15 protein-coding genes, 2 tRNA genes and 3 rRNA genes are annotated in these 21,109 nt (G+C 56.8%); 7 read left to right on the forward strand and 13 right to left on the reverse strand.

Annotated features, from left to right (window positions below; translation table 11 throughout):
* Positions 1 to 33 precede the first annotated feature (33 nt).
* From LUU92_RS00505 to LUU92_RS00565, 13 genes are all read right to left on the reverse strand, one after another.
* Positions 34 to 801 carry a TerC family protein gene (locus LUU92_RS00505; protein WP_014716354.1) on the reverse strand — a complete coding sequence of 256 codons (768 nt, stop codon included), beginning with the start codon at positions 799 to 801 and terminating at the stop codon, positions 34 to 36.
* Between the two features lie 65 nt (positions 802 to 866).
* A complete protein-coding gene (locus LUU92_RS00510) occupies positions 867 to 2,174 on the reverse strand; it encodes a CitMHS family transporter (RefSeq protein WP_071490963.1) in 1,308 nt (435 codons plus the stop codon).
* A gap of 379 nt (positions 2,175 to 2,553) precedes the next feature.
* Positions 2,554 to 4,515, reverse strand: coding sequence for a DUF7844 domain-containing protein (locus tag LUU92_RS00515; RefSeq protein ID WP_257102988.1), 1,962 nt, complete (start codon positions 4,513 to 4,515; stop codon positions 2,554 to 2,556).
* Positions 4,512 to 4,832, reverse strand: a complete 321-nt coding sequence (locus LUU92_RS00520) for a DUF2388 domain-containing protein (protein ID WP_071490965.1) — start codon at positions 4,830 to 4,832, stop codon at positions 4,512 to 4,514. Before LUU92_RS00520 ends, LUU92_RS00515 begins: the two co-directional genes overlap by 4 nt.
* Before the next feature lie 26 nt (positions 4,833 to 4,858).
* Positions 4,859 to 5,167 (reverse strand): DUF2388 domain-containing protein, encoded by a 309-nt coding sequence (locus LUU92_RS00525; protein ID WP_071490966.1) that lies wholly within the window; start codon positions 5,165 to 5,167, stop codon positions 4,859 to 4,861.
* Positions 5,168 to 5,247: 80 nt separating this feature from the next.
* A complete protein-coding gene (locus tag LUU92_RS00530) occupies positions 5,248 to 5,568 on the reverse strand; it encodes a DUF2388 domain-containing protein (protein ID WP_071490967.1) in 321 nt (106 codons plus the stop codon).
* A 136-nt stretch (positions 5,569 to 5,704) separates the two neighbouring features.
* A complete protein-coding gene (locus LUU92_RS00535) occupies positions 5,705 to 5,890 on the reverse strand; it encodes a DUF1127 domain-containing protein (protein ID WP_257102989.1) in 186 nt (61 codons plus the stop codon).
* Between the two features lie 262 nt (positions 5,891 to 6,152).
* Positions 6,153 to 6,368, reverse strand: coding sequence for a DUF1127 domain-containing protein (locus tag LUU92_RS00540; RefSeq protein WP_012721550.1), 216 nt, complete (start codon positions 6,366 to 6,368; stop codon positions 6,153 to 6,155).
* Between the two features lie 318 nt (positions 6,369 to 6,686).
* A complete protein-coding gene (gene scpC, locus LUU92_RS00545; RefSeq protein WP_071490969.1) occupies positions 6,687 to 8,180 on the reverse strand; it encodes a succinyl-CoA:acetate CoA-transferase ScpC in 1,494 nt (497 codons plus the stop codon).
* Between the two features lie 179 nt (positions 8,181 to 8,359).
* Positions 8,360 to 9,796, reverse strand: coding sequence for an NAD(P)(+) transhydrogenase (Re/Si-specific) subunit beta (locus tag LUU92_RS00550; protein ID WP_105699076.1), 1,437 nt, complete (start codon positions 9,794 to 9,796; stop codon positions 8,360 to 8,362).
* Positions 9,796 to 10,116 (reverse strand): NAD(P) transhydrogenase subunit alpha part 2, encoded by a 321-nt coding sequence (locus LUU92_RS00555; protein ID WP_003220416.1) that lies wholly within the window; start codon positions 10,114 to 10,116, stop codon positions 9,796 to 9,798. The genes LUU92_RS00550 and LUU92_RS00555 overlap by 1 nt, the downstream gene beginning before the upstream one ends.
* A gap of 15 nt (positions 10,117 to 10,131) precedes the next feature.
* The gene (locus LUU92_RS00560) at positions 10,132 to 11,253 is read right to left on the reverse strand and encodes a Re/Si-specific NAD(P)(+) transhydrogenase subunit alpha (protein WP_257102990.1); all 1,122 of its coding nucleotides are present in this window, start codon (positions 11,251 to 11,253) and stop codon (positions 10,132 to 10,134) included.
* 452 nt (positions 11,254 to 11,705) lie between these two features.
* The gene (locus LUU92_RS00565) at positions 11,706 to 12,605 is read right to left on the reverse strand and encodes a LysR family transcriptional regulator (RefSeq protein WP_257102991.1); all 900 of its coding nucleotides are present in this window, start codon (positions 12,603 to 12,605) and stop codon (positions 11,706 to 11,708) included.
* Positions 12,606 to 12,763: 158 nt separating this feature from the next.
* Here LUU92_RS00565 and LUU92_RS00570 point away from each other — a divergent pair, with 158 nt between their 5' ends.
* The 7 genes from LUU92_RS00570 to rrf all read left to right on the forward strand — a co-directional run bounded on the left by LUU92_RS00570 (position 12,764) and on the right by rrf (position 21,020).
* Positions 12,764 to 13,945, forward strand: a complete 1,182-nt coding sequence (locus LUU92_RS00570; protein ID WP_003170842.1) for an acyl-CoA dehydrogenase — start codon at positions 12,764 to 12,766, stop codon at positions 13,943 to 13,945.
* A 12-nt stretch (positions 13,946 to 13,957) separates the two neighbouring features.
* On the forward strand, positions 13,958 to 15,178 hold the full coding sequence (locus LUU92_RS00575; protein ID WP_071490973.1) for a CaiB/BaiF CoA transferase family protein: 1,221 nt from the start codon (positions 13,958 to 13,960) through the stop codon (positions 15,176 to 15,178).
* A gap of 629 nt (positions 15,179 to 15,807) precedes the next feature.
* Positions 15,808 to 17,344: ribosomal RNA gene (locus LUU92_RS00580) — 16S ribosomal RNA — on the forward strand.
* A gap of 83 nt (positions 17,345 to 17,427) precedes the next feature.
* Positions 17,428 to 17,504, forward strand: a tRNA-Ile gene (locus tag LUU92_RS00585).
* Between the two features lie 30 nt (positions 17,505 to 17,534).
* Positions 17,535 to 17,610, forward strand: a tRNA-Ala gene (locus LUU92_RS00590).
* A gap of 247 nt (positions 17,611 to 17,857) precedes the next feature.
* Positions 17,858 to 20,749: ribosomal RNA gene (locus LUU92_RS00595) — 23S ribosomal RNA — on the forward strand.
* A 155-nt stretch (positions 20,750 to 20,904) separates the two neighbouring features.
* Positions 20,905 to 21,020 (forward strand): 5S ribosomal RNA (rrf, locus tag LUU92_RS00600).
* The 16S, 23S and 5S rRNA genes sit together here with 2 tRNA genes alongside, the layout of an rRNA operon.
* Positions 21,021 to 21,109: the final 89 nt, after the last annotated feature.

Genomic DNA, 21,109 nt, shown 5'->3' on the forward strand with positions numbered 1-21,109 from the left:
CCTGTGCAGGCCCCTTAATTGTCTGGCTCGGGTTTATTGACCCGGAATGTCTTTGCGCAGTTTCACAGGATCCTGCTGTTTCTTCTTTTTCGCGATCGCGGTGCGCATCTTGATGTTCACCGCTTCCACCGCCAGCGAGAACGCCATGGCGAAGTAGACGTAGCCTTTTGGCACGTGCACGTCGAAGGATTCGGCGATCAGCACGGTACCGACTACCAGCAGGAACGACAGCGCGAGCATCTTCAACGACGGGTGCTTGTCGATGAATTCGCTGATGGTGCCGGCTGCCAGCATCATCACCAATACCGCCACGACAATCGCCGCGACCATCACCGGTACATGGGAGACCATGCCGACCGCAGTGATCACCGAGTCCAGGGAGAACACGATGTCGATGATCGCGATCTGGATGATGGTGTAGATGAACTTGCCACCGGCGCCCTTCGGCTCGTCGTGGGTTTCGTCTTCACCTTCCAGCGCGTGGTACATCTCCTGGGAGCTTTTCCAGAGCAGGAACAGGCCACCGAAGAACAGGATCAGGTCGCGACCGGAGATGCCTTGGCCGAAGACCACGAACAGGTCGGCGGTCAGTTGCATCACCCAGGTGATCGACAACAGCAACAGGATGCGCGTGACCATGGCCAGGGCCAGGCCGAAGATCCGGGTGCGTGCCTGCATGTGCTTGGGCATGCGGCTGACCAGGATCGAAATCATGATGATGTTATCGATGCCCAGGACGATCTCGAGGGCCGTCAGGGTGAAGAAGGCAATCCAGATTTCCGGATTGGTCAGCCATTCCATGTGTATTCCTTTAAGCGAGTGTTAAACCGCGCAAGCTGCAGCGCCGCGCGGTTGGGTGTTTGGGATTATAGAGTGCTGAAAAGCGGAATAATCCCCATCAGCAAAGCGGCGACCATTATGCACAGGCATACCAGCACTGCCCACTTGAGGGTGAAGCGCTGGTGATCGCCAAATTCGATACCTGCCAAAGCGACCAACAGGTAGGTCGAGGGTACCAGTGGGCTCAACAGGTGCACGGGTTGTCCGACGATCGACGCACGTCCCATTTCTGCAGCCGTGATGCCGTAGTGGCTGGCGGCTTCGGCGAGTACGGGCAGTACGCCATAGTAGAACGCGTCGTTGGACATGAAGAAGGTGAACGGCATGCTCACCAGTGCAGTGATCACCGCCAGGTAAGGGCCCAATGCATCAGGGATGACCGCCAGCAGGCTCTTGGACATGGCATCGACCATGCCGGTACCCGACAGGATGCCAGTGAAGATACCGGCCGCGAAGATCAGCCCAACCACCGCCAGTACGCTGCCGGAGTGGGCGGCGACGCGGTCTTTCTGCATCTGCAGGCACGGGTAGTTGACGATCATCGCGATACTGAACGCCACCATGAACAGCACCGGCAGCGGCAGCAGGCCGGCGATCAGCGCGCACATCAGGGCGAAGGTCAGCGCGCCGTTGAACCAGATCAGTTTCGGGCGACGGGCGTCCGGGTATTGGGAGACGCTGATCTCGCTGTGGTCGATCTCATCGCCTTGCAGGTGCAGTTCGCCCAGACGTGCGCGCTCGCGCTTGCCGTACAGGTAGGCGATCGCCAGGATCGCGACCACACCGGCGGCCATCGCCGGGATCATCGGTACGAAAATGTCCGAAGGGTCCACATGCAATGCACTGGCGGCACGAGCGGTCGGGCCACCCCAAGGGGTCATGTTCATCACGCCACCGGCGAGAATGATCAGGCCGGCCATGATCCGGGGGCTCATGCCGATGCGCTGGTACAGCGGCAACATGGCGGCCACGCAGATCATGTAGGTGGTGGCGCCGTCACCGTCCAGGGACACGACCAGGGCCAGTACAGCGGTGCCGACCGAGACTTTCAGCGGGTCGCCCTTGACCATCTTGAGGATCTTGCGCACGGCCGGGTCGAACAGGCCGGAGTCAATCATCAGGGCGAAGTACAGAATGGCGAACATCAGCATCACGCCGGTGGGCGCAAGCTTGGTGATACCGGCCAGCATCATTGGGCCGATCTCGGGTGCGAAGCCACCGAACAGCGCGAACAGGATCGGCACGATGATCAGGGCAATCAGCGCGGACAGGCGCTTGGTCATGATCAGGAACATGAACGTGATGACCATGGCAAAGCCAAGGAAAGTCAGCATAGGAATACTCCAGGCGTAGCGCGGCTAGGGAATGGCAAACCGGGTGGCGGTCAGCGCAGAACGAAAGGCACGAGGCGTACGGGTGGAGTTGGGGCGAACAGGCGGGTACGGGCGGACATCGGGAATCACCATTGTTGTTGTTAACAGCCGGTCTGTTGCCGGCAGTGGGGGCGATCCTAGACGGGTAAGCTTTCAGCCAGCTTTCGCTGAAAAAACAGGTGACGAAGGGAATGCACGCGGTCCCTGGATTTATGTAGATCAACACGTGGGAGGGGGCTTGCCCCCGATAACAGGGTGCCAGTCACTGCATGCGCAGGCTGACACACCGCTATCGGGGGCAAGCCCCCTCCCACATTTGTCTATATTTTGCTTGAGGTTTTTAGGGCAGTTCGAGGCCGCCGGCGGCTTTGTGCAGCTTGCGCAAGTGTTCGCCCACCAGCTTGAGGTTGGCTTCACAGGCGGCTATCTCGGCTGAACGGGAAGGCTCCAGCAGCGCCCTCACCTCCTTGTCCAATTCGCCGGTCAGCGATTGCAGCTGCTTCTGGCGCTCGGCGCTTTCCGATTCCAGACGCGTGGCTTCCGAAGGTTGCGGCAAGCCATAGCCGCCGCTGCCGAGCAGTTCCGCCGGGCGACTGAGGAAGCCGCTGTTGGCGAGGATTTGTTGCAGCGTGGCGTTGGCTTTCTCCATGCCACCGTTTTTCAGCTCGCGGGCGCCGAGGTAGCGTTGTTTGACTTCGTCCTGGGCCAGCATCAACTGCTTGCGAAAGCTCGCCTGCTCCAGCAGCAGCAACGCGGCGCTGGTGCGCAGATCGGCCTGGTCGAACCACTGGCGACGCTCCTCGGCGCTCAGGGATAGCCAGTCTTCGACCTGGGTCTGTTTGATCGGCAGGTGTTTGCGCAGCACATCGAACATGGCTTGGTAGCGTTCGCGGAAGGAGTCGAAGTGATAACCCAGGCGCAATGCCCTGCGTTTGTCATCCAGCACACTGGTGTCGGCCAGGCCGCGTGCGCTCAGCACCTCGAGCAAGCCATTGGGGGTGATGTTGTCCAGGCCGGTCAATTGCGGATTGGCGCTGCCGCTGCGTAGCAGTTTCAGGCTTTCCACCGCGCAGTTGTTGGAGATGAAGAAGTAGTTGCCGTCGTAGCTCCAATGCATTTCGGCGGCATGCTCGACGGTATCGTTGATTTCCTGGCGGGTCAGTTTCAACGGCACCGAGGCCAGGCCGCGCAGCTCGGTCTTGGTGTATTCATCGATCACTTGCGCCAGCGGCAGCACGAACAGCCGCGAGGGGTATTTGCCGACCAGGCCATCCCAACTCGACAGCTGTACGTCACCGACGAACGCTCGATAGGAAAGAACCAGATGCTGGTCCAGGTCCAGCCGGCAATCCGGTCCACGCGGGCGGCCCGGTGCGCAGATCACCAGGCGCAGCATGCTGTGGCCCCAGCGGCTGACCAGGTTCTGGTTGGCTTCGGCCAGCAGGTAGTCGATCTCGTAGACGCGCTCCGGGTCCACATGGCCCAGCGGTGTCTTGGCAAAATCGTTACCGGCATTGAGGAACGCGTAGGTGCTGGCGCAGGTGTCTTGTTGCGGCGGGGCCCAGCCGAAGTGTTCCTTGTAATAGCGGAACAGCGCGGGACGGCGGCAGGCGTAGCTAGGGTCGAGGAGGAAATACTCCATGTTGACCGCGACGAACTCCAGCGGGCTGGTGGTTTCGTAAATGTCCGGGCTGCGAGCCACCTGATGGTTGTGCTGCTCACGCTCGCCACGGCGCCCGACGTATTGCGGCCAACCGGCCAGGTCCAGCAGGCGTGGATCATCGCTCAGGGTAAAGCGCCGGCCATTCTGGCCACGGCATTGATCAGGCAGGCCGATCAGGCCGGTGAGGTTGTTCTGGCGGCTGCAGCGATTGATCAGCGTGCGGTCTTCTTTGGACCACAGGCGCGCACGGTCATAGATGTGGGTCAGTTCATGCAGCACCGTGGCGAGCATTTCCCGGCGCACAGTGCCGTGGGGGCGATTGGTTTTCTGGGTGGCGGCGCTACCGTCGGTCAGGCTGGCCAGCAGGTTGCTGTTGAGGTCCAGCTCGGACACGAGCGAGGCTTGCCCGTAGGCGTTCTCGGGCATCTTGTCGGTCCAGCCGACATCAATGCGCCGGTCCAACTGCTCGACAAAGCGTGGCGGCAGGGAGCGCATCGCTTCGTCGAGCAACGCCTGGCTGGCCTGTTGTTCAGCCGGGCTCAGACCTTCGGTCTTGAGTCGCAGCTGCAGGCTGGCCTGGGCTGCGCTGGCGCACAGCAGCACTGCCCCGGCCAGGAGCCAGGCGACGATTCGCCTCACAGTGCGAGGATGGCTTCGGCGAGGGTCTGGTCACTGGCGTCGCGGGCTTCCGGCAGGCGTGTGCGCAGGGCGTCGAAGGCGGCCTCAAGGTGGGCGCCACGGATCTCGCCATTGCTGGCGACGAAACTGGCGGCGTCATCGTGGGCTTCGCGCACGACTTTGGAGTCGCGGATGGAGGTGGTCGTGTCCGAGGTGAAATCAATGGTGCGGCCGGAGGCGCGAACAATGATGTTACTGGTGGCCACCAGCGTATGCGCCTGGGCGATGTCGGCCAACAACAGCAGGCCCAGGGTGGCAGCAATCAGCGGGCTACGCATGGAATGACTCCAAAAAATAAGGATGATTATTGGACGAGAATTGCCTGCGCCAGTTCAAGGTCGCTGGCGTTAAGTTTTGGTTGGCTACGGCGCAGATAATCCAGTGCCGACTCCAGCCGCGCGCCCCGCCATTGGCCGTCAGTGGCGATAAACGCAGCGGCGTCATCCTGGGCGGCCATTATCACTTTTCTGTCGAAGGGTGCGGAGGTCACCTTGCTGGTGACATACGCGCTCACGACGGTGTTCTGGGTGGTGAGGTCAAAGGCTGAAGCCATCGGCGACCAAGCGAACGAAAACATCACAGGGACGATTAAAAGGCGGTATGAAAAAACCATGGCACTCGACAACTGAAAACGAGCGCCAAGGCTAGCGCAATGCCCGGGCGAGAGCCAGCGCCCGGGCGTCCGCCTTGTCGTCAGATGGCCAGGATGGCTTGGGCCAGTTGTGCATCAGTGGCAGTGTTCAATTGCGGCGCTTGCTGGCGGATCTGGGCCAGGGCGCTTTCCAGTTTCACGCCACGGATGGCGCCTTCGCTGGCGACAAAGCTGGCGGCGTCGTCACGGGCTGCACGCACGACCTTGTTGTCACGTAGGGAGGACGTGGCATCGGAGGTGGCGTCGGAAGTGGCCTTCAGCGCGCCGACGATGGAGTCGGTGGTCACGATGAAGCTGCTCGCGTTGGCGTTGGCGGCCAGGGCCAACAGGGTGGCAGCACTCAGCAGGCGAAGACGGGACATGGGATGACTCCAGTAGATGAACGGATAAGGTGGCGCAGGGCAGCCATTGGGGATCAGACGCCTGTACTGCGCGGTTTGCCACATTGTGAATGGATATTAAGCCGCCGCTTATCCGTTCGGGAAGCGCCTTGACTGCCTAGTCACGCCAGAACGGCTTGGACAGCTCGGCCATTCGGTCGCCCTGACTGATGCCGACGTCGGAGAGCTCCCGGGTATCAAGCTGCGACAATTGGCGTCGTTCATAAGCATGGCGTAGCCACTTGGCCAGAATGGAGGCTGCCTGGAGTGACAGTCGCTTATAAAGGGAGGGTGACGTATCCATGGCGAGTACCTTTCATGAGGTCTTGGAACACCATGTTGGGTGGCGGCGTCCGACCGATACAGATACACCAATGTTAAATTGTACCGCTTAACTGTTATATATTTTTAACTGTACCTATTGCTGCGCTAGGCTTCTGTTTTCCGTTAAAAATCCGAATCCTGGAAACAACAAAGCCCGCCTCCGGTTTCCCGGGGCGGGCTTTGTTTTGACAAATCAGGTTGCTGGCAGTGGACCCGTCAGGTCAGGGCCAGCGAGCGCTGAATCAGCGCCAGAACGGCTTGCTCAGCTCTTCGTAGCGTTGAGCTTCGCTGATGCCTGCGTCAGCCAGCAGACGCGAATCCAGACGAGCCAGTTGGTGGCGGCTGGAGATGCGGCGCTGCCACAACATCAGGTTGGCGATAACGCGCAGAGGCAGGGAGGCCTGGGTGTTTACAGCTTTTTCTTCGAAGAACAGTTCGGAACTGAGTGTACGTTCCATGATGACATCCTTCCGCTTGTGGCGGGATTAGGTAGTGGTTTAACTGATGCCAATGATCCTCTTCCGGCGCAACACTCTCTAGATACAGTTCACCTGTATTGTGAGGGGCCAGTTAACTGTTTATAGCTGCTGTACTGTACGTAAATGGGGCAACTGTACCTGTCCGCACTGAGATAGTGCGAAATAGGTATTTTTGGTGAGGTTCGTAGGATATTTCGGTAGGAAATGACCGGTACAGTAGTACAGTTTTATCATTAAGTGGGGGCGAATCCATCGAGCTGATGAAACTGTATTTGCATCAGCTCGGATCTGTATCAATCACGCCTTGAGCATGTGCCCGGTTTCTTCCAGGTTGATGTGCCAGCTCAGTGCTTCGCGCAGGATGTGCGGGGTATGCCCGCCGATGGCGCAGGCGGCATCGAAGTAACTGTTGAGGGCATCTCGGTAGGCCGGGTGCACGCAGTTGTCGATGATTACCCTAGCCCGTTCCCGTGGCGCCAGGCCACGCAGGTCGGCCAGGCCAATCTCGGTCACCAGGATGTCGACGTCATGCTCGGTGTGGTCCACGTGGCTGACCATTGGCACCACGCTGGAAATTGCGCCGCCCTTGGCAATCGACTTGGTGACGAAGATCGCCAAGTGCGCATTGCGCGCGAAGTCCCCGGAGCCACCAATGCCGTTCATCATCCGTGTGCCGCAGACATGGGTGGAATTGACGTTGCCGTAGATATCGAACTCCAGCGCGGTGTTGATGCCGATAATGCCCAGGCGCCGCACCACTTCAGGGTGGTTGGAGATCTCCTGCGGGCGCAGTACCAGCTTGTCCTTATAGTGTTCCAGGTTGCCGAACACGTCGGCGTTGCGTCGCTCCGACAAGGTGATCGAGCTGCCCGAGGCGAAACTGAGCTTGCCGGCGTCGATCAGGTCGAAGGTCGAATCCTGCAACACTTCCGAATACATGGTCAGGTCTTCGAACGGCGACTCGATCAAGCCGCACATCACCGCGTTGGCAATGTTGCCGATACCGGCCTGCAGCGGGCCGAGCTTGTTGGTCATGCGGCCAGCGTCGACTTCCTGCTTGAGGAAGTTGATCAGGTGATTGGCGATGCCTTGGGTGTCGCTGTCGGGCGGCGTCACCGTGGAGGCGGAGTCGGCCTGGTGGGTGATCACGATGGCGACGATCTTTTCCGGTGGAATCGGGATCGCGGTGCTGCCGATACGGTCATCAACTTTGACCAGCGGGATCGGCGTGCGCGTCGGCCGGTAGGTTGGGATATAGATGTCGTGCAACCCTTCCAGGTTCGGATTGTGCGCCAGGTTGATCTCGACGATCACCTGTTTGGCAAAAATCGCGAAGCTGGCCGAGTTGCCCACAGACGTGGTGGGCACGATATGCCCTTGTTCAGTGATCGCCACCGCTTCAATCACCGCGATGTCCGGCAACTTGAGTTGGTTGTTGCGCAGTTGTTCGACGGTTTCCGACAAGTGCTGGTCGATGAACATCACTTCGCCGGCGTTGATTGCCTTACGCAGGGTGCTGTCGACCTGGAAAGGCATGCGTCGTGACAGTACGCCCGCTTCGGTCAGTTGCTTGTCCAGGTCATTGCCCAGGCTGGCGCCGGTCATCAGGGTGATTTTCAGCGGCGACGTCTTGGCGCGTTCGGCCAGGGCGTGAGGGACGGCCTTGGCTTCACCCGCACGGGTGAAGCCACTCATGCCGACGGTCATGCCGTCCTCGATCAGTGCGGCGGCGTCTGCCGCGCTCATGACCTTGTTCAACAACGAAGGCAAGCGGATGCGATCACGGTACATGGATTCTTATCTCAGGCTACGGAAGCAAGGTGCGCAGTTTAGTGATTTCAAAAAATTTCGGCCCGCTACCATGGTCGAATGCCAGGCAGCGATTTAGAGCCTTTGGTCGGGTTTCATGCAGCAATAAAAAACCCCAGCCTATCGCAGGCCGGGGTTTCGAGTATTGCGCTGAGGCAGTGTTACTCGACGGCTTTGACCATGTCTTCGATGACCTTCTTGGCATCACCGAAGACCATCATGGTCTTGTCCAGGTAGAACAGTTCGTTATCCAGCCCAGCATAACCACTGGCCATCGAGCGCTTGTTGACGATGATGGTCTTGGCTTTGAACGCTTCGAGGATCGGCATGCCGGCAATCGGCGAGTTCGGGTCGTTTTTGGCGGCCGGGTTGACCACGTCGTTCGCGCCCAGCACCAGCACCACGTCGGCTTGGCCGAACTCGGAGTTGATGTCTTCCATCTCGAACACCTGGTCGTAAGGCACTTCGGCCTCCGCCAACAGGACGTTCATGTGTCCAGGCATGCGGCCTGCCACTGGGTGGATCGCATATTTAACGGTGACGCCGTGGTGGGTCAGCTTCTCGGTCAGTTCTTTGAGCGCGTGTTGCGCCCGCGCCACCGCCAGGCCATAGCCCGGGACGATAATCACGGTGTCGGCGTTGGTCAGCAGGAAGGTCGCGTCGTCAGCCGAGCCGGATTTGACCGGGCGTGCTTCTTTAGAACCCGCCGCTGCACCCGCATCCGGCGCGTTGCCGAACCCGCCGAGCAGTACATTAAAGAAGGAACGGTTCATCGCCTTGCACATGATGTAAGACAGAATCGCGCCGCTGGAGCCCACCAAGGAGCCGGCGATGATCAGCATCGAGTTGTTCAGCGAGAAACCGATACCTGCCGCTGCCCAGCCGGAGTAGCTGTTGAGCATCGACACGACCACTGGCATATCGGCGCCGCCAATCGGGATGATGATCAGCACGCCGAGCACGAAGGCCAGGGCCAGCATCAACGCGAAGGCGGTGAGGTTGCCGGTGAACATAAACGCCAGGCCCAGGCCAAGTGTCAGCAGGCCGAGCACCAGGTTCAACTTGTGTTGGCCGCCGAACTGTACCGGTGCACCCTGGAACAGGCGGAACTTGTACTTGCCCGACAGCTTGCCGAACGCAATCACCGAACCGGAGAAGGTGATGGCACCGATGGCTGCGCCAAGAAACAGTTCCAGGCGGTTACCGGCAGGGATCGAATCGCCCAGGTGTTTGACGATGCCCAGTGATTGCGGCTCGACTACGGCGGCAATGGCGATGAACACTGCAGCCAGGCCGATCATGCTGTGCATGAAGGCGACCAGTTCCGGCATCTTGGTCATTTCCACGCGCTTGGCCATGATCGAACCGGCGGTGCCGCCGATCAGCAGGCCGACAATCACGTAGCCGATACCAGCAGTGGCGAGTTCAGCGCCGAGCTTATAGATGAGGCCCACAGTCGTGAGTACCGCCAGCGCCATGCCGAGCATGCCGAACAGGTTGCCGCGTCGCGAAGTGGTCGGGTGTGACAGGCCTTTAAGGGCCTGGATAAAGCAGATCGACGCGATCAAGTAGAGCGTCGTAACCAGATTCATGCTCATTACTTAGGCGCCTCTTCTTTTGCTTTCGGGGCTTTCTTCTTGAACATCTCGAGCATGCGGCGCGTCACCAGGAAACCGCCGAACACGTTCACTGCTGCCAAGGCCACGGCCAGGGTGCCCATGGTCTTGCCCAGGGGCGTCACGGTGAGTGCGGCGGCGAGCATGGCGCCGACGATCACAATCGCCGAAATCGCGTTGGTTACCGCCATCAGCGGCGTGTGCAGTGCGGGTGTGACGTTCCAGACCACGTGGTAACCGACATAAATCGCCAGCACAAAGATGATCAGGTTGTAGATACCGGGGGAGATAAGCTCTTCCATCGTCTGAATCCTTGCCTAGGCGTTTTTACGGATGACTTGGCCGTCGCGGCACATCAGGCACGCGGCGACGATGTCGTCTTCGAGGTTGATTTCAAACTGCCCTTCCTTGGTGAAGACCAGCTTCAGGAAGTCCAGCAGGTTGCGCGCATACAAAGCTGACGCGTCGGCAGCGACGGCACCGGCCAGGTTGGTCGGGCCGCAGATGATCACGCCATTTTCCACTACCACTTGGTCGGCGACGGTCAGCGGGCAGTTGCCGCCTTGGGCTGCCGCGAGATCGATCACCACGGAGCCGGGTTTCATCTGTGCCACGGTTTCAGCGCTGAGCAACGTCGGAGCTTTACGGCCTGGGATGAGGGCGGTGGTGATGACGATGTCAGCTTGCTTGGCGCGTTCGTGCACAGCCAGGGCCTGGCGTTGCATCCAACTGGTGGGCATCGGGCGAGCGTAACCGCCGACGCCGACGGCGCATTCGCGTTCTTCGTCGGTTTCGTAAGGCACGTCGACGAACTTGGCACCGAGAGACTCGATCTGCTCTTTTACGGCCGGGCGTACGTCGGACGCTTCGATGACGGCACCCAGGCGTTTCGCTGTGGCGATGGCCTGCAAGCCCGCCACACCGGCGCCGAGGATCAGCACGCGAGCAGCCTTGACGGTGCCCGCGGCGGTCATCAGCATCGGCATGAAGCGCGGATAGTGATGAGCGGCGAGCAGTACCGCCTTATAGCCGGCGATGTTGGCCTGGGAGGACAGCACGTCCAGGCTCTGGGCCCGCGAGGTGCGCGGTGCAGCTTCCAGGGCGAAGGCTGTAATACCGCGCTCGGCCAACTTGGTAATGGTTTCGTTGCTGAACGGATTGAGCATGCCGACCAACACGGTGCCACTTTTGATCAGCGTCAGCTCGCTGTCGCTGGGGGCTACCACCTTGAGAATCAGCTCTGCGCCAAACGCATCGTTGGCACTGCCAATGGTCGCGCCTGCCGTTTCATACGCACTGTCGACGATGCTGGCCTTGATGCCTGCTCCGCTTTGTACAGTGACCTTATGGCCCTGGCCGATCAGCTTCTTGATGGTTTCCGGGGTGGCAGCCACCCGCGTTTCACCGGTCTGGGTTTCGAGAGGAACACCAATGTGCACGTCAAATCTCCTGCATGATCTTTTTGCTTTTGATCTTTTTGTAAAAAGGCCAGTGCACCGCGAGTGGCGCAACTGGGGCGGCCGATCAGCACGATCCCGCTGAAATGACAGCGGGGCGCGGCATTTTGCAGGCGAACTTTACGGCCTTCAAGGGATTATGACGGGTGACGAAAAATTAACTACAAGTCACCCTGTGACTGATTGTCGCAATGCACTGAATTAAGCTGTTCAAATACATAGGCTTAAAGGGTTTTGCACGCTTTTCCAATATTTTTGCATGGTTGGTGTGAATGGTCGGTCATTGGCTTGCAATAGTCGCTCTAAGCCACGTAATTAATGGCTTTCAGCTGTATTTTTACCTTTGAGATACGCTCTGTTTAAATGCGACATATATATACATCTGTAGGACTGTAGGTTGATTGACTACAAAGTCAGTAATGCGGTTTTAGCCTTTAAACATTGGAGCTGTAGCGTTGCGACTGGTCGATGAGCCAGTCTCTGAACGCGTGCAACGAAGCGGATTCGACTTTTCTGTCGGGAATCATCAGGTAATAAGCCTTCGTGCTGCTCAGCGCCTCGGGGTTTGCTATCACCAATTGGCCATCGTTCAGTTCGCGCTGGATAAGGAACGGGGGGATCAGCGCGATCCCCATGTCATGCATGGCCGCTTGGGACAACATCGAGAATAGCTCGTAACGGGGGCCTGTCATGTCGCGTGGGATGTTCAAATGTTGGGCGTTGAACCATTGGCGCCAGGCATAGGGTCGTGTGGTTTGCTGCAGGAGCGGCAGTTCTGCAATCGCCTGGGCGCTGAACTGCGCACGGTCACCCAATAGCCGAGGGCTGCATACGGGTACAGGATTTTCGCCCATCAGCCGGTGGGATTCGGTACCGGACCAGTCGGCGTCGCCGAAGTAGATGGCGGCGTCGAACTCTGTGTCGGCAAACAGGAAAGGTCGCGTTCGATTCGTGAGGTTGACCGTGACCTCGGGGTGCTGGCGTTGGAAATCCTTGAGGCGAGGAATCAACCATTGAGTGCCGAACGTCGGGACTACGGCCAGTTCGATGGTGTTGGCGCCCTGCTGGCCCATGACGGAAAGCGTATCGCGCTCCACCGCATCCAGTTGCGTCGCCACGCGACGGCTATACGACAGACCCGCCTCTGTCAGCTTTACCCCGCGCCGTGAACGGCGAAACAGCTCGACACTTAAAAACTCCTCGAGACTGGCGATCTGTCGACAGATAGCGCCTTGAGTGATCGAAAGCTCCTGCGCAGCCTTGGTGAAGCTCTCGTGGCGGGCTGCCGCTTCAAAACTGACCAAAGCGGTGGTACTGGGGATTTTCCTGCGCATATACCGTGTCCTCACTTGCTAGGGCGCATATACGCCATTTTTGGCTGCTTCGAAGTGAGAAATTAGCACAACCCTATGCGGAAACCTCGTTTGCCCTACGCGCATGGCGGGCCTACGCTGGCTCCACGACTTCCGTTTTCTTCCGCGAGGGCTTATTCATGGCTGGCAAGGCAAGCTTCAACTGGATCGATCCACTGCTGCTGGATCAGCAGCTCACCGAAGAAGAGCGCATGGTGCGCGACAGTGCTGAGCAATTTGCTCAGGACAAGTTGGCGCCGCGTGTGCTCGAGGCCTTCCGCCATGAAAAGACAGACCCTGCGATTTTCCGCGAGATGGGCGAGACGGGCCTGCTCGGCGCGATGATTCCCGAGCAGTACGGTGGCAGTGGCTTGAATTACGTCAGCTATGGGTTGATCGCACGCGAAGTGGAACGTGTTGACTCGGGCTATCGTTCGATGATGAGTGTGCAGTCGTCACTGGTCATGGTGCCGATCAATGAATTCGGCACTGAGGCGCAGAAGCAGAAGTACCTGCCCAAGTTGGCCTCTGGCGAGTGGATCGGTTGTTTTGGTCTGACAGAGCCTAACCACGGTTCCGACCCGGGGGCGATGATTACTCGCGCCCGCAAGGTGGAAGGTGGCTACAGCCTGACGGGCGCAAAGATGTGGATCACCAATAGCCCGATCGCGGATGTGTTTGTTGTGTGGGGCAAGGACGATGCCGGCGATATCCGTGGCTTTGTCCTGGAGAAAGGCTGGAAGGGTTTGAGCGCTCCGGCGATTCACGGCAAGGTCGGGCTGCGCGCCTCCATCACCGGTGAAATCGTGATGGACAACGTGTTCGTGCCGGAAGAGAACATCTTTCCGGATGTGCGTGGCTTGAAGGGGCCTTTCACATGCTTGAACTCTGCACGCTATGGCATCTCCTGGGGGGCGTTGGGGGCTGCCGAGTTTTGCTGGCATACCGCTCGCCAATACACGCTTGATCGCCATCAGTTCGGCCGTCCACTGGCGGCAACTCAGTTGATCCAGAAGAAGCTGGCAGACATGCAAACCGAGATTACTCTGGCTCTGCAGGGTTGCCTGCGTCTGGGGCGCATGAAGGATGAAGGCACGGCGGCGGTTGAGATCACTTCGATCATGAAGCGTAACTCGTGCGGCAAATCCCTGGACATCGCACGCATGGCCCGGGACATGTTGGGTGGCAATGGGATTTCCGACGAGTTCGGAGTGGCGCGTCATCTGGTCAACCTTGAGGTGGTCAATACCTACGAGGGCACTCATGACGTGCATGCCTTGATTCTGGGGCGTGCGCAAACCGGTCTTCAGGCGTTCTATTAATAGGAGCACGGCATGGGCGCGCTTTCGCACCTGCGGGTGCTGGATTTATCTCGAGTACTGGCGGGCCCCTGGGCTGGGCAGATCCTTGCGGACCTTGGGGCTGAGGTGATCAAGGTCGAGCGGCCGGGCAGCGGCGACGATACGCGCGCCTGGGGGCCACCCTTCCTCAAGGATGCCTATGGTGAGAACACCAGTGAGGCGGCGTATTACCTGTCGGCCAATCGCAATAAGGAGTCGGTGACAATTGACTTCACGCGGCCGGAGGGTCAGGCGCTGGTGCGTGAGCTGGCGGCCAAGTCGGACATCCTGATCGAGAACTTCAAGGTGGGTGGTCTCGCGGCTTACGGGCTGGACTATGAATCGCTCAAGGAGATCAACCCGGAGCTGATCTACTGCTCGATTACGGGGTTTGGGCAAACAGGGCCCTATGCGGCGCGTGCTGGTTATGACTTCATGATTCAGGGTTTGGGCGGGCTTATGAGTCTGACTGGCCGTCCAGAGGGAGAAGAGGGGGCTGGGCCGGTGAAGGTTGGCGTAGCGCTGACGGACATTCTCACGGGGCTCTACTCGACCGTGGCGATACTGGCGGCACTGGCTCATCGGGATCATGACGGTGGCGGGCAACATATCGATATGGCATTGCTGGATGTACAGGTGGCATGCCTGGCCAACCAGGCGATGAATTACCTGACGACAGGTGTGCCACCAAAGCGCCTGGGTAACGCCCATCCGAATATCGTGCCTTATCAGGACTTTCCCACGGCCGATGGCGACTTCATCCTGACGGTGGGTAATGACGGGCAGTTCCGCAAGTTTGCTGAAGTGGCTGGGCAGCCACAGTGGGCAGATGATCCACGCTTTTCTACTAATAAGGTGCGCGTGGCCAATCGGGCACAGCTGATTCCTCTGATACGTCAGGCTACGGTGTTCAAGACGACGGCGGAGTGGGTGTCGCAGCTGGAGCGGGTGGGTGTGCCTTGTGGACCTATCAATGACCTGGCGCAGGTGTTTGCCGATCCTCAGGTGAAGGCGCGTGGGCTGGCGATGGCGCTGCCTCATTCGTTGGCAGGGATGGTGCCTCAGGTTGCCAGCCCGATACGGTTGTCCAAGACGCCGGTGGAGTATCGTAGTGCGCCTCCTCTGCTGGGAGAGCATACGGCCAAGGTGCTTCAGGAAGTATTGGGGCTGGGGGTGGCGAATGTGGTCGCATTGAAGGCTGCGGGCGTCATCTGAATTCTGTCTTCTATATAGAGAGCATTAGCGGCGCTTTATTGGTGGTTTTTTAATCAACTCTAACTAATTGATAGAAAAGCAAAATTAAGGGTTGACGGCAGATTCTGGACGTCTATAATTCGCCCCACTTCCGGCGCAGTCGAAACGGAAAACTCCTTGGTAAACAATGAGTTACGCAGAATTCGACAGCGACTTGCTTCAGTTCATCGAAGCCCAGAAGGAGTTGGTAGGGCAGTGTTGTCTGGCTCTATTAACGTTTCGATCCTCTCGATCGAAAGCGGAGAAAAAGAGGTGTTGACAGCAGCGTGTAACGCTGTAGAATTCGCCTCCCGCTAACGAGAGATCGGAAGCGCAAGTGGTTGAAGTTGTTGAAGAAATCTTCGAAAACTTCTGAAAATAATCACTTGACAGCAAATGAGGCTGCTGTAGAATGCGCGCCTCGGTTGAGACGAAAGATCTTAACCAACCGCTCTTTAACAACTGAATCAAGCAATTCGTGTGGGTGCTTGTGGGGTCAGACTGATAGTCAACAAGATTATCAGCATCACAAGTTACTCCGCGAGAAATCAAAGATGTAACCAACGATTGCTGAGCCAAGTTTAGGGTTTCTTAAAAACCCAAAGATGTTTGAACTGAAGAGTTTGATCATGGCTCAGATTGAACGCTGGCGGCAGGCCTAACACATGCAAGTCGAGCGGTAGAGAGAAGCTTGCTTCTCTTGAGAGCGGCGGACGGGTGAGTAATGCCTAGGAATCTGCCTGGTAGTGGGGGATAACGTTCGGAAACGAACGCTAATACCGCATACGTCCTACGGGAGAAAGCAGGGGACCTTCGGGCCTTGCGCTATCAGATGAGCCTAGGTCGGATTAGCTAGTTGGTGAGGTAATGGCTCACCAAGGCGACGATCCGTAACTGGTCTGAGAGGATGATCAGTCACACTGGAACTGAGACACGGTCCAGACTCCTACGGGAGGCAGCAGTGGGGAATATTGGACAATGGGCGAAAGCCTGATCCAGCCATGCCGCGTGTGTGAAGAAGGTCTTCGGATTGTAAAGCACTTTAAGTTGGGAGGAAGGGCAATTACCTAATACGTGATTGTTTTGACGTTACCGACAGAATAAGCACCGGCTAACTCTGTGCCAGCAGCCGCGGTAATACAGAGGGTGCAAGCGTTAATCGGAATTACTGGGCGTAAAGCGCGCGTAGGTGGTTTGTTAAGTTGGATGTGAAATCCCCGGGCTCAACCTGGGAACTGCATTCAAAACTGACTGACTAGAGTATGGTAGAGGGTGGTGGAATTTCCTGTGTAGCGGTGAAATGCGTAGATATAGGAAGGAACACCAGTGGCGAAGGCGACCACCTGGACTAATACTGACACTGAGGTGCGAAAGCGTGGGGAGCAAACAGGATTAGATACCCTGGTAGTCCACGCCGTAAACGATGTCAACTAGCCGTTGGAAGCCTTGAGCTTTTAGTGGCGCAGCTAACGCATTAAGTTGACCGCCTGGGGAGTACGGCCGCAAGGTTAAAACTCAAATGAATTGACGGGGGCCCGCACAAGCGGTGGAGCATGTGGTTTAATTCGAAGCAACGCGAAGAACCTTACCAGGCCTTGACATCCAATGAACTTTCCAGAGATGGATTGGTGCCTTCGGGAACATTGAGACAGGTGCTGCATGGCTGTCGTCAGCTCGTGTCGTGAGATGTTGGGTTAAGTCCCGTAACGAGCGCAACCCTTGTCCTTAGTTACCAGCACGTAATGGTGGGCACTCTAAGGAGACTGCCGGTGACAAACCGGAGGAAGGTGGGGATGACGTCAAGTCATCATGGCCCTTACGGCCTGGGCTACACACGTGCTACAATGGTCGGTACAGAGGGTTGCCAAGCCGCGAGGTGGAGCTAATCCCATAAAACCGATCGTAGTCCGGATCGCAGTCTGCAACTCGACTGCGTGAAGTCGGAATCGCTAGTAATCGCGAATCAGAATGTCGCGGTGAATACGTTCCCGGGCCTTGTACACACCGCCCGTCACACCATGGGAGTGGGTTGCACCAGAAGTAGCTAGTCTAACCTTCGGGAGGACGGTTACCACGGTGTGATTCATGACTGGGGTGAAGTCGTAACAAGGTAGCCGTAGGGGAACCTGCGGCTGGATCACCTCCTTAATCGACGACATCAGCTGCTCCATAAGTTCCCACACGAATTGCTTGATTCATTGAAGAAGACGATAAAGAAGCAGCCCGAAATTGGGTCTGTAGCTCAGTTGGTTAGAGCGCACCCCTGATAAGGGTGAGGTCGGCAGTTCGAATCTGCCCAGACCCACCAATTTTGTGTGGGAAACGCCTGTAGAAATACGGGGCCATAGCTCAGCTGGGAGAGCGCCTGCCTTGCACGCAGGAGGTCAACGGTTCGATCCCGTTTGGCTCCACCACTACTGCTTCTGACGTATGAAAGCTTAGAAATGAGCATTCCATCCAGGTGATGATGAATGTTGATTTCTAGTCTTTGATTAGATCGTTCTTTAAAAATTTGGGTATGTGATAGAAAGATAGACTGAACGTTACTTTCACTGGTAACGGATCAGGCTAAGGTAAAATTTGTGAGTTCTCTTAATTGAGAAATTCGAATTTTCGGCGAATGTCGTCTTCACAGTATAACCAGATTGCTTGGGGTTATATGGTCAAGTGAAGAAGCGCATACGGTGGATGCCTTGGCAGTCAGAGGCGATGAAAGACGTGGTAGCCTGCGAAAAGCTTCGGGGAGTCGGCAAACAGACTTTGATCCGGAGATGTCTGAATGGGGGAACCCAGCCATCATAAGATGGTTATCTTGTACTGAATACATAGGTGCAAGAGGCGAACCAGGGGAACTGAAACATCTAAGTACCCTGAGGAAAAGAAATCAACCGAGATTCCCTTAGTAGTGGCGAGCGAACGGGGACTAGCCCTTAAGTGGCTTTGAGATTAGCGGAACGCTCTGGAAAGTGCGGCCATAGTGGGTGATAGCCCTGTACGCGAAAATCTCTTAGTCATGAAATCGAGTAGGACGGAGCACGAGAAACTTTGTCTGAATATGGGGGGACCATCCTCCAAGGCTAAATACTACTGACTGACCGATAGTGAACTAGTACCGTGAGGGAAAGGCGAAAAGAACCCCGGAGAGGGGAGTGAAATAGATCCTGAAACCGTATGCGTACAAGCAGTGGGAGCCCACTTTGTTGGGTGACTGCGTACCTTTTGTATAATGGGTCAGCGACTTATTTTCAGTGGCGAGCTTAACCGAATAGGGGAGGCGTAGCGAAAGCGAGTCTTAATAGGGCGTCTAGTCGCTGGGAATAGACCCGAAACCGGGCGATCTATCCATGGGCAGGTTGAAGGTTGGGTAACACTAACTGGAGGACCGAACCGACTACCGTTGAAAAGTTAGCGGATGACCTGTGGATCGGAGTGAAAGGCTAATCAAGCTCGGAGATAGCTGGTTCTCCTCGAAAGCTATTTAGGTAGCGCCTCATGTATCACTGTAGGGGGTAGAGCACTGTTTCGGCTAGGGGGTCATCCCGACTTACCAAACCGATGCAAACTCCGAATACCTACAAGTGCCGAGCATGGGAGACACACGGCGGGTGCTAACGTCCGTCGTGAAAAGGGAAACAACCCAGACCGTCAGCTAAGGTCCCAAAGTTATGGTTAAGTGGGAAACGATGTGGGAAGGCTTAGACAGCTAGGAGGTTGGCTTAGAAGCAGCCACCCTTTAAAGAAAGCGTAATAGCTCACTAGTCGAGTCGGCCTGCGCGGAAGATGTAACGGGGCTCAAACCATACACCGAAGCTACGGGTATCACGTAAGTGATGCGGTAGAGGAGCGTTCTGTAAGCCTGTGAAGGTGAGTTGAGAAGCTTGCTGGAGGTATCAGAAGTGCGAATGCTGACATGAGTAACGACAATGGGTGTGAAAAACACCCACGCCGAAAGACCAAGGTTTCCTGCGCAACGTTAATCGACGCAGGGTTAGTCGGTCCCTAAGGCGAGGCTGAAAAGCGTAGTCGATGGAAAACAGGTTAATATTCCTGTACTTCTGGTTATTGCGATGGAGGGACGGAGAAGGCTAGGCCAGCTTGGCGTTGGTTGTCCAAGTTTAAGGTGGTAGGCTGAGATCTTAGGTAAATCCGGGATCTTAAGGCCGAGAGCTGATGACGAGTTACCTTTTAGGTGACGAAGTGGTTGATGCCATGCTTCCAAGAAAAGCTTCTAAGCTTCAGGTAACCAGGAACCGTACCCCAAACCGACACAGGTGGTTGGGTAGAGAATACCAAGGCGCTTGAGAGAACTCGGGTGAAGGAACTAGGCAAAATGGCACCGTAACTTCGGGAGAAGGTGCGCCGGTGAGGGTGAAGGACTTGCTCCGTAAGCTCATGCCGGTCGAAGATACCAGGCCGCTGCGACTGTTTATTAAAAACACAGCACTCTGCAAACACGAAAGTGGACGTATAGGGTGTGACGCCTGCCCGGTGCCGGAAGGTTAATTGATGGGGTTAGCTAACGCGAAGCTCTTGATCGAAGCCCCGGTAAACGGCGGCCGTAACTATAACGGTCCTAAGGTAGCGAAATTCCTTGTCGGGTAAGTTCCGACCTGCACGAATGGCGTAACGATGGCGGCGCTGTCTCCACCCGAGACTCAGTGAAATTGAAATCGCTGTGAAGATGCAGTGTATCCGCGGCTAGACGGAAAGACCCCGTGAACCTTTACTATAGCTTTGCACTGGACTTTGAATTTGCTTGTGTAGGATAGGTGGGAGGCTTTGAAGCGTGGACGCCAGTTCGCGTGGAGCCATCCTTGAAATACCACCCTGGCAACTTTGAGGTTCTAACTCAGGTCCGTTATCCGGATCGAGGACAGTGTATGGTGGGTAGTTTGACTGGGGCGGTCTCCTCCTAAAGAGTAACGGAGGAGTACGAAGGTGCGCTCAGACCGGTCGGAAATCGGTCGTAGAGTATAAAGGCAAAAGCGCGCTTGACTGCGAGACAGACACGTCGAGCAGGTACGAAAGTAGGTCTTAGTGATCCGGTGGTTCTGTATGGAAGGGCCATCGCTCAACGGATAAAAGGTACTCCGGGGATAACAGGCTGATACCGCCCAAGAGTTCATATCGACGGCGGTGTTTGGCACCTCGATGTCGGCTCATCACATCCTGGGGCTGAAGCCGGTCCCAAGGGTATGGCTGTTCGCCATTTAAAGTGGTACGCGAGCTGGGTTTAGAACGTCGTGAGACAGTTCGGTCCCTATCTGCCGTGGACGTTTGAGATTTGAGAGGGGCTGCTCCTAGTACGAGAGGACCGGAGTGGACGAACCTCTGGTGTTCCGGTTGTCACGCCAGTGGCATTGCCGGGTAGCTATGTTCGGAATAGATAACCGCTGAAAGCATCTAAGCGGGAAACTAGCCTCAAGATGAGATCTCACTGGAACCTTGAGTTCCCTGAAGGGCCGTCGAAGACTACGACGTTGATAGGTTGGGTGTGTAAGCGCTGTGAGGCGTTGAGCTAACCAATACTAATTGCCCGTGAGGCTTGACCATATAACACCCAAGCAATTTGACTACTCTAACGAGCATCAGATTGCGGTGTGTGAAGACGAAATGAACCGAAAGTTCGACGTTCACAAAACACCGAAAGCTGTCACATACCCAATTTGCTGAAGCGAGGCGCAGGCCACGACTCAGTACCCGAATTTCTTGACGACCATAGAGCATTGGAACCACCTGATCCCATCCCGAACTCAGTAGTGAAACGATGCATCGCCGATGGTAGTGTGGGGTTTCCCCATGTGAGAGTAGGTCATCGTCAAGATTAAATTCCAGAACCCCTGATTGCTAACGCAGTCAGGGGTTTTGTTTATGTAGAAGTCCATGAATTTCACCGGCACGTTGCTAACCCAA

Origin of the sequence: Pseudomonas extremorientalis, assembly GCF_024584605.1 — a bacterium.
Classification (GTDB): domain Bacteria; phylum Pseudomonadota; class Gammaproteobacteria; order Pseudomonadales; family Pseudomonadaceae; genus Aquipseudomonas; species Aquipseudomonas extremorientalis.

Excerpts from the sequence above, each read along its gene's own strand:
- LUU92_RS00505 (WP_014716354.1), bottom strand. The coding sequence starts at position 801 with ATGGAATGGCTGACCAATCCGGAAATCTGGATTGCCTTCTTCACCCTG.
- LUU92_RS00510 (WP_071490963.1), bottom strand. The coding sequence starts at position 2,174 with ATGCTGACTTTCCTTGGCTTTGCCATGGTCATCACGTTCATGTTCCTG.
- LUU92_RS00520 (WP_071490965.1), bottom strand. The coding sequence starts at position 4,832 with ATGCGTAGCCCGCTGATTGCTGCCACCCTGGGCCTGCTGTTGTTGGCC.
- LUU92_RS00525 (WP_071490966.1), bottom strand. The coding sequence starts at position 5,167 with ATGGTTTTTTCATACCGCCTTTTAATCGTCCCTGTGATGTTTTCGTTC.
- LUU92_RS00530 (WP_071490967.1), bottom strand. The coding sequence starts at position 5,568 with ATGTCCCGTCTTCGCCTGCTGAGTGCTGCCACCCTGTTGGCCCTGGCC.
- LUU92_RS00535 (WP_257102989.1), bottom strand. The coding sequence starts at position 5,890 with ATGGATACGTCACCCTCCCTTTATAAGCGACTGTCACTCCAGGCAGCC.
- LUU92_RS00540 (WP_012721550.1), bottom strand. The coding sequence starts at position 6,368 with ATGGAACGTACACTCAGTTCCGAACTGTTCTTCGAAGAAAAAGCTGTA.
- scpC (WP_071490969.1), bottom strand. The coding sequence starts at position 8,180 with ATGTACCGTGATCGCATCCGCTTGCCTTCGTTGTTGAACAAGGTCATG.
- LUU92_RS00550 (WP_105699076.1), bottom strand. The coding sequence starts at position 9,796 with ATGAGCATGAATCTGGTTACGACGCTCTACTTGATCGCGTCGATCTGC.
- LUU92_RS00555 (WP_003220416.1), bottom strand. The coding sequence starts at position 10,116 with ATGGAAGAGCTTATCTCCCCCGGTATCTACAACCTGATCATCTTTGTG.
- LUU92_RS00565 (WP_257102991.1), bottom strand. The coding sequence starts at position 12,605 with ATGCGCAGGAAAATCCCCAGTACCACCGCTTTGGTCAGTTTTGAAGCG.
- LUU92_RS00570 (WP_003170842.1), top strand. The coding sequence starts at position 12,764 with ATGGCTGGCAAGGCAAGCTTCAACTGGATCGATCCACTGCTGCTGGAT.
- LUU92_RS00575 (WP_071490973.1), top strand. The coding sequence starts at position 13,958 with ATGGGCGCGCTTTCGCACCTGCGGGTGCTGGATTTATCTCGAGTACTG.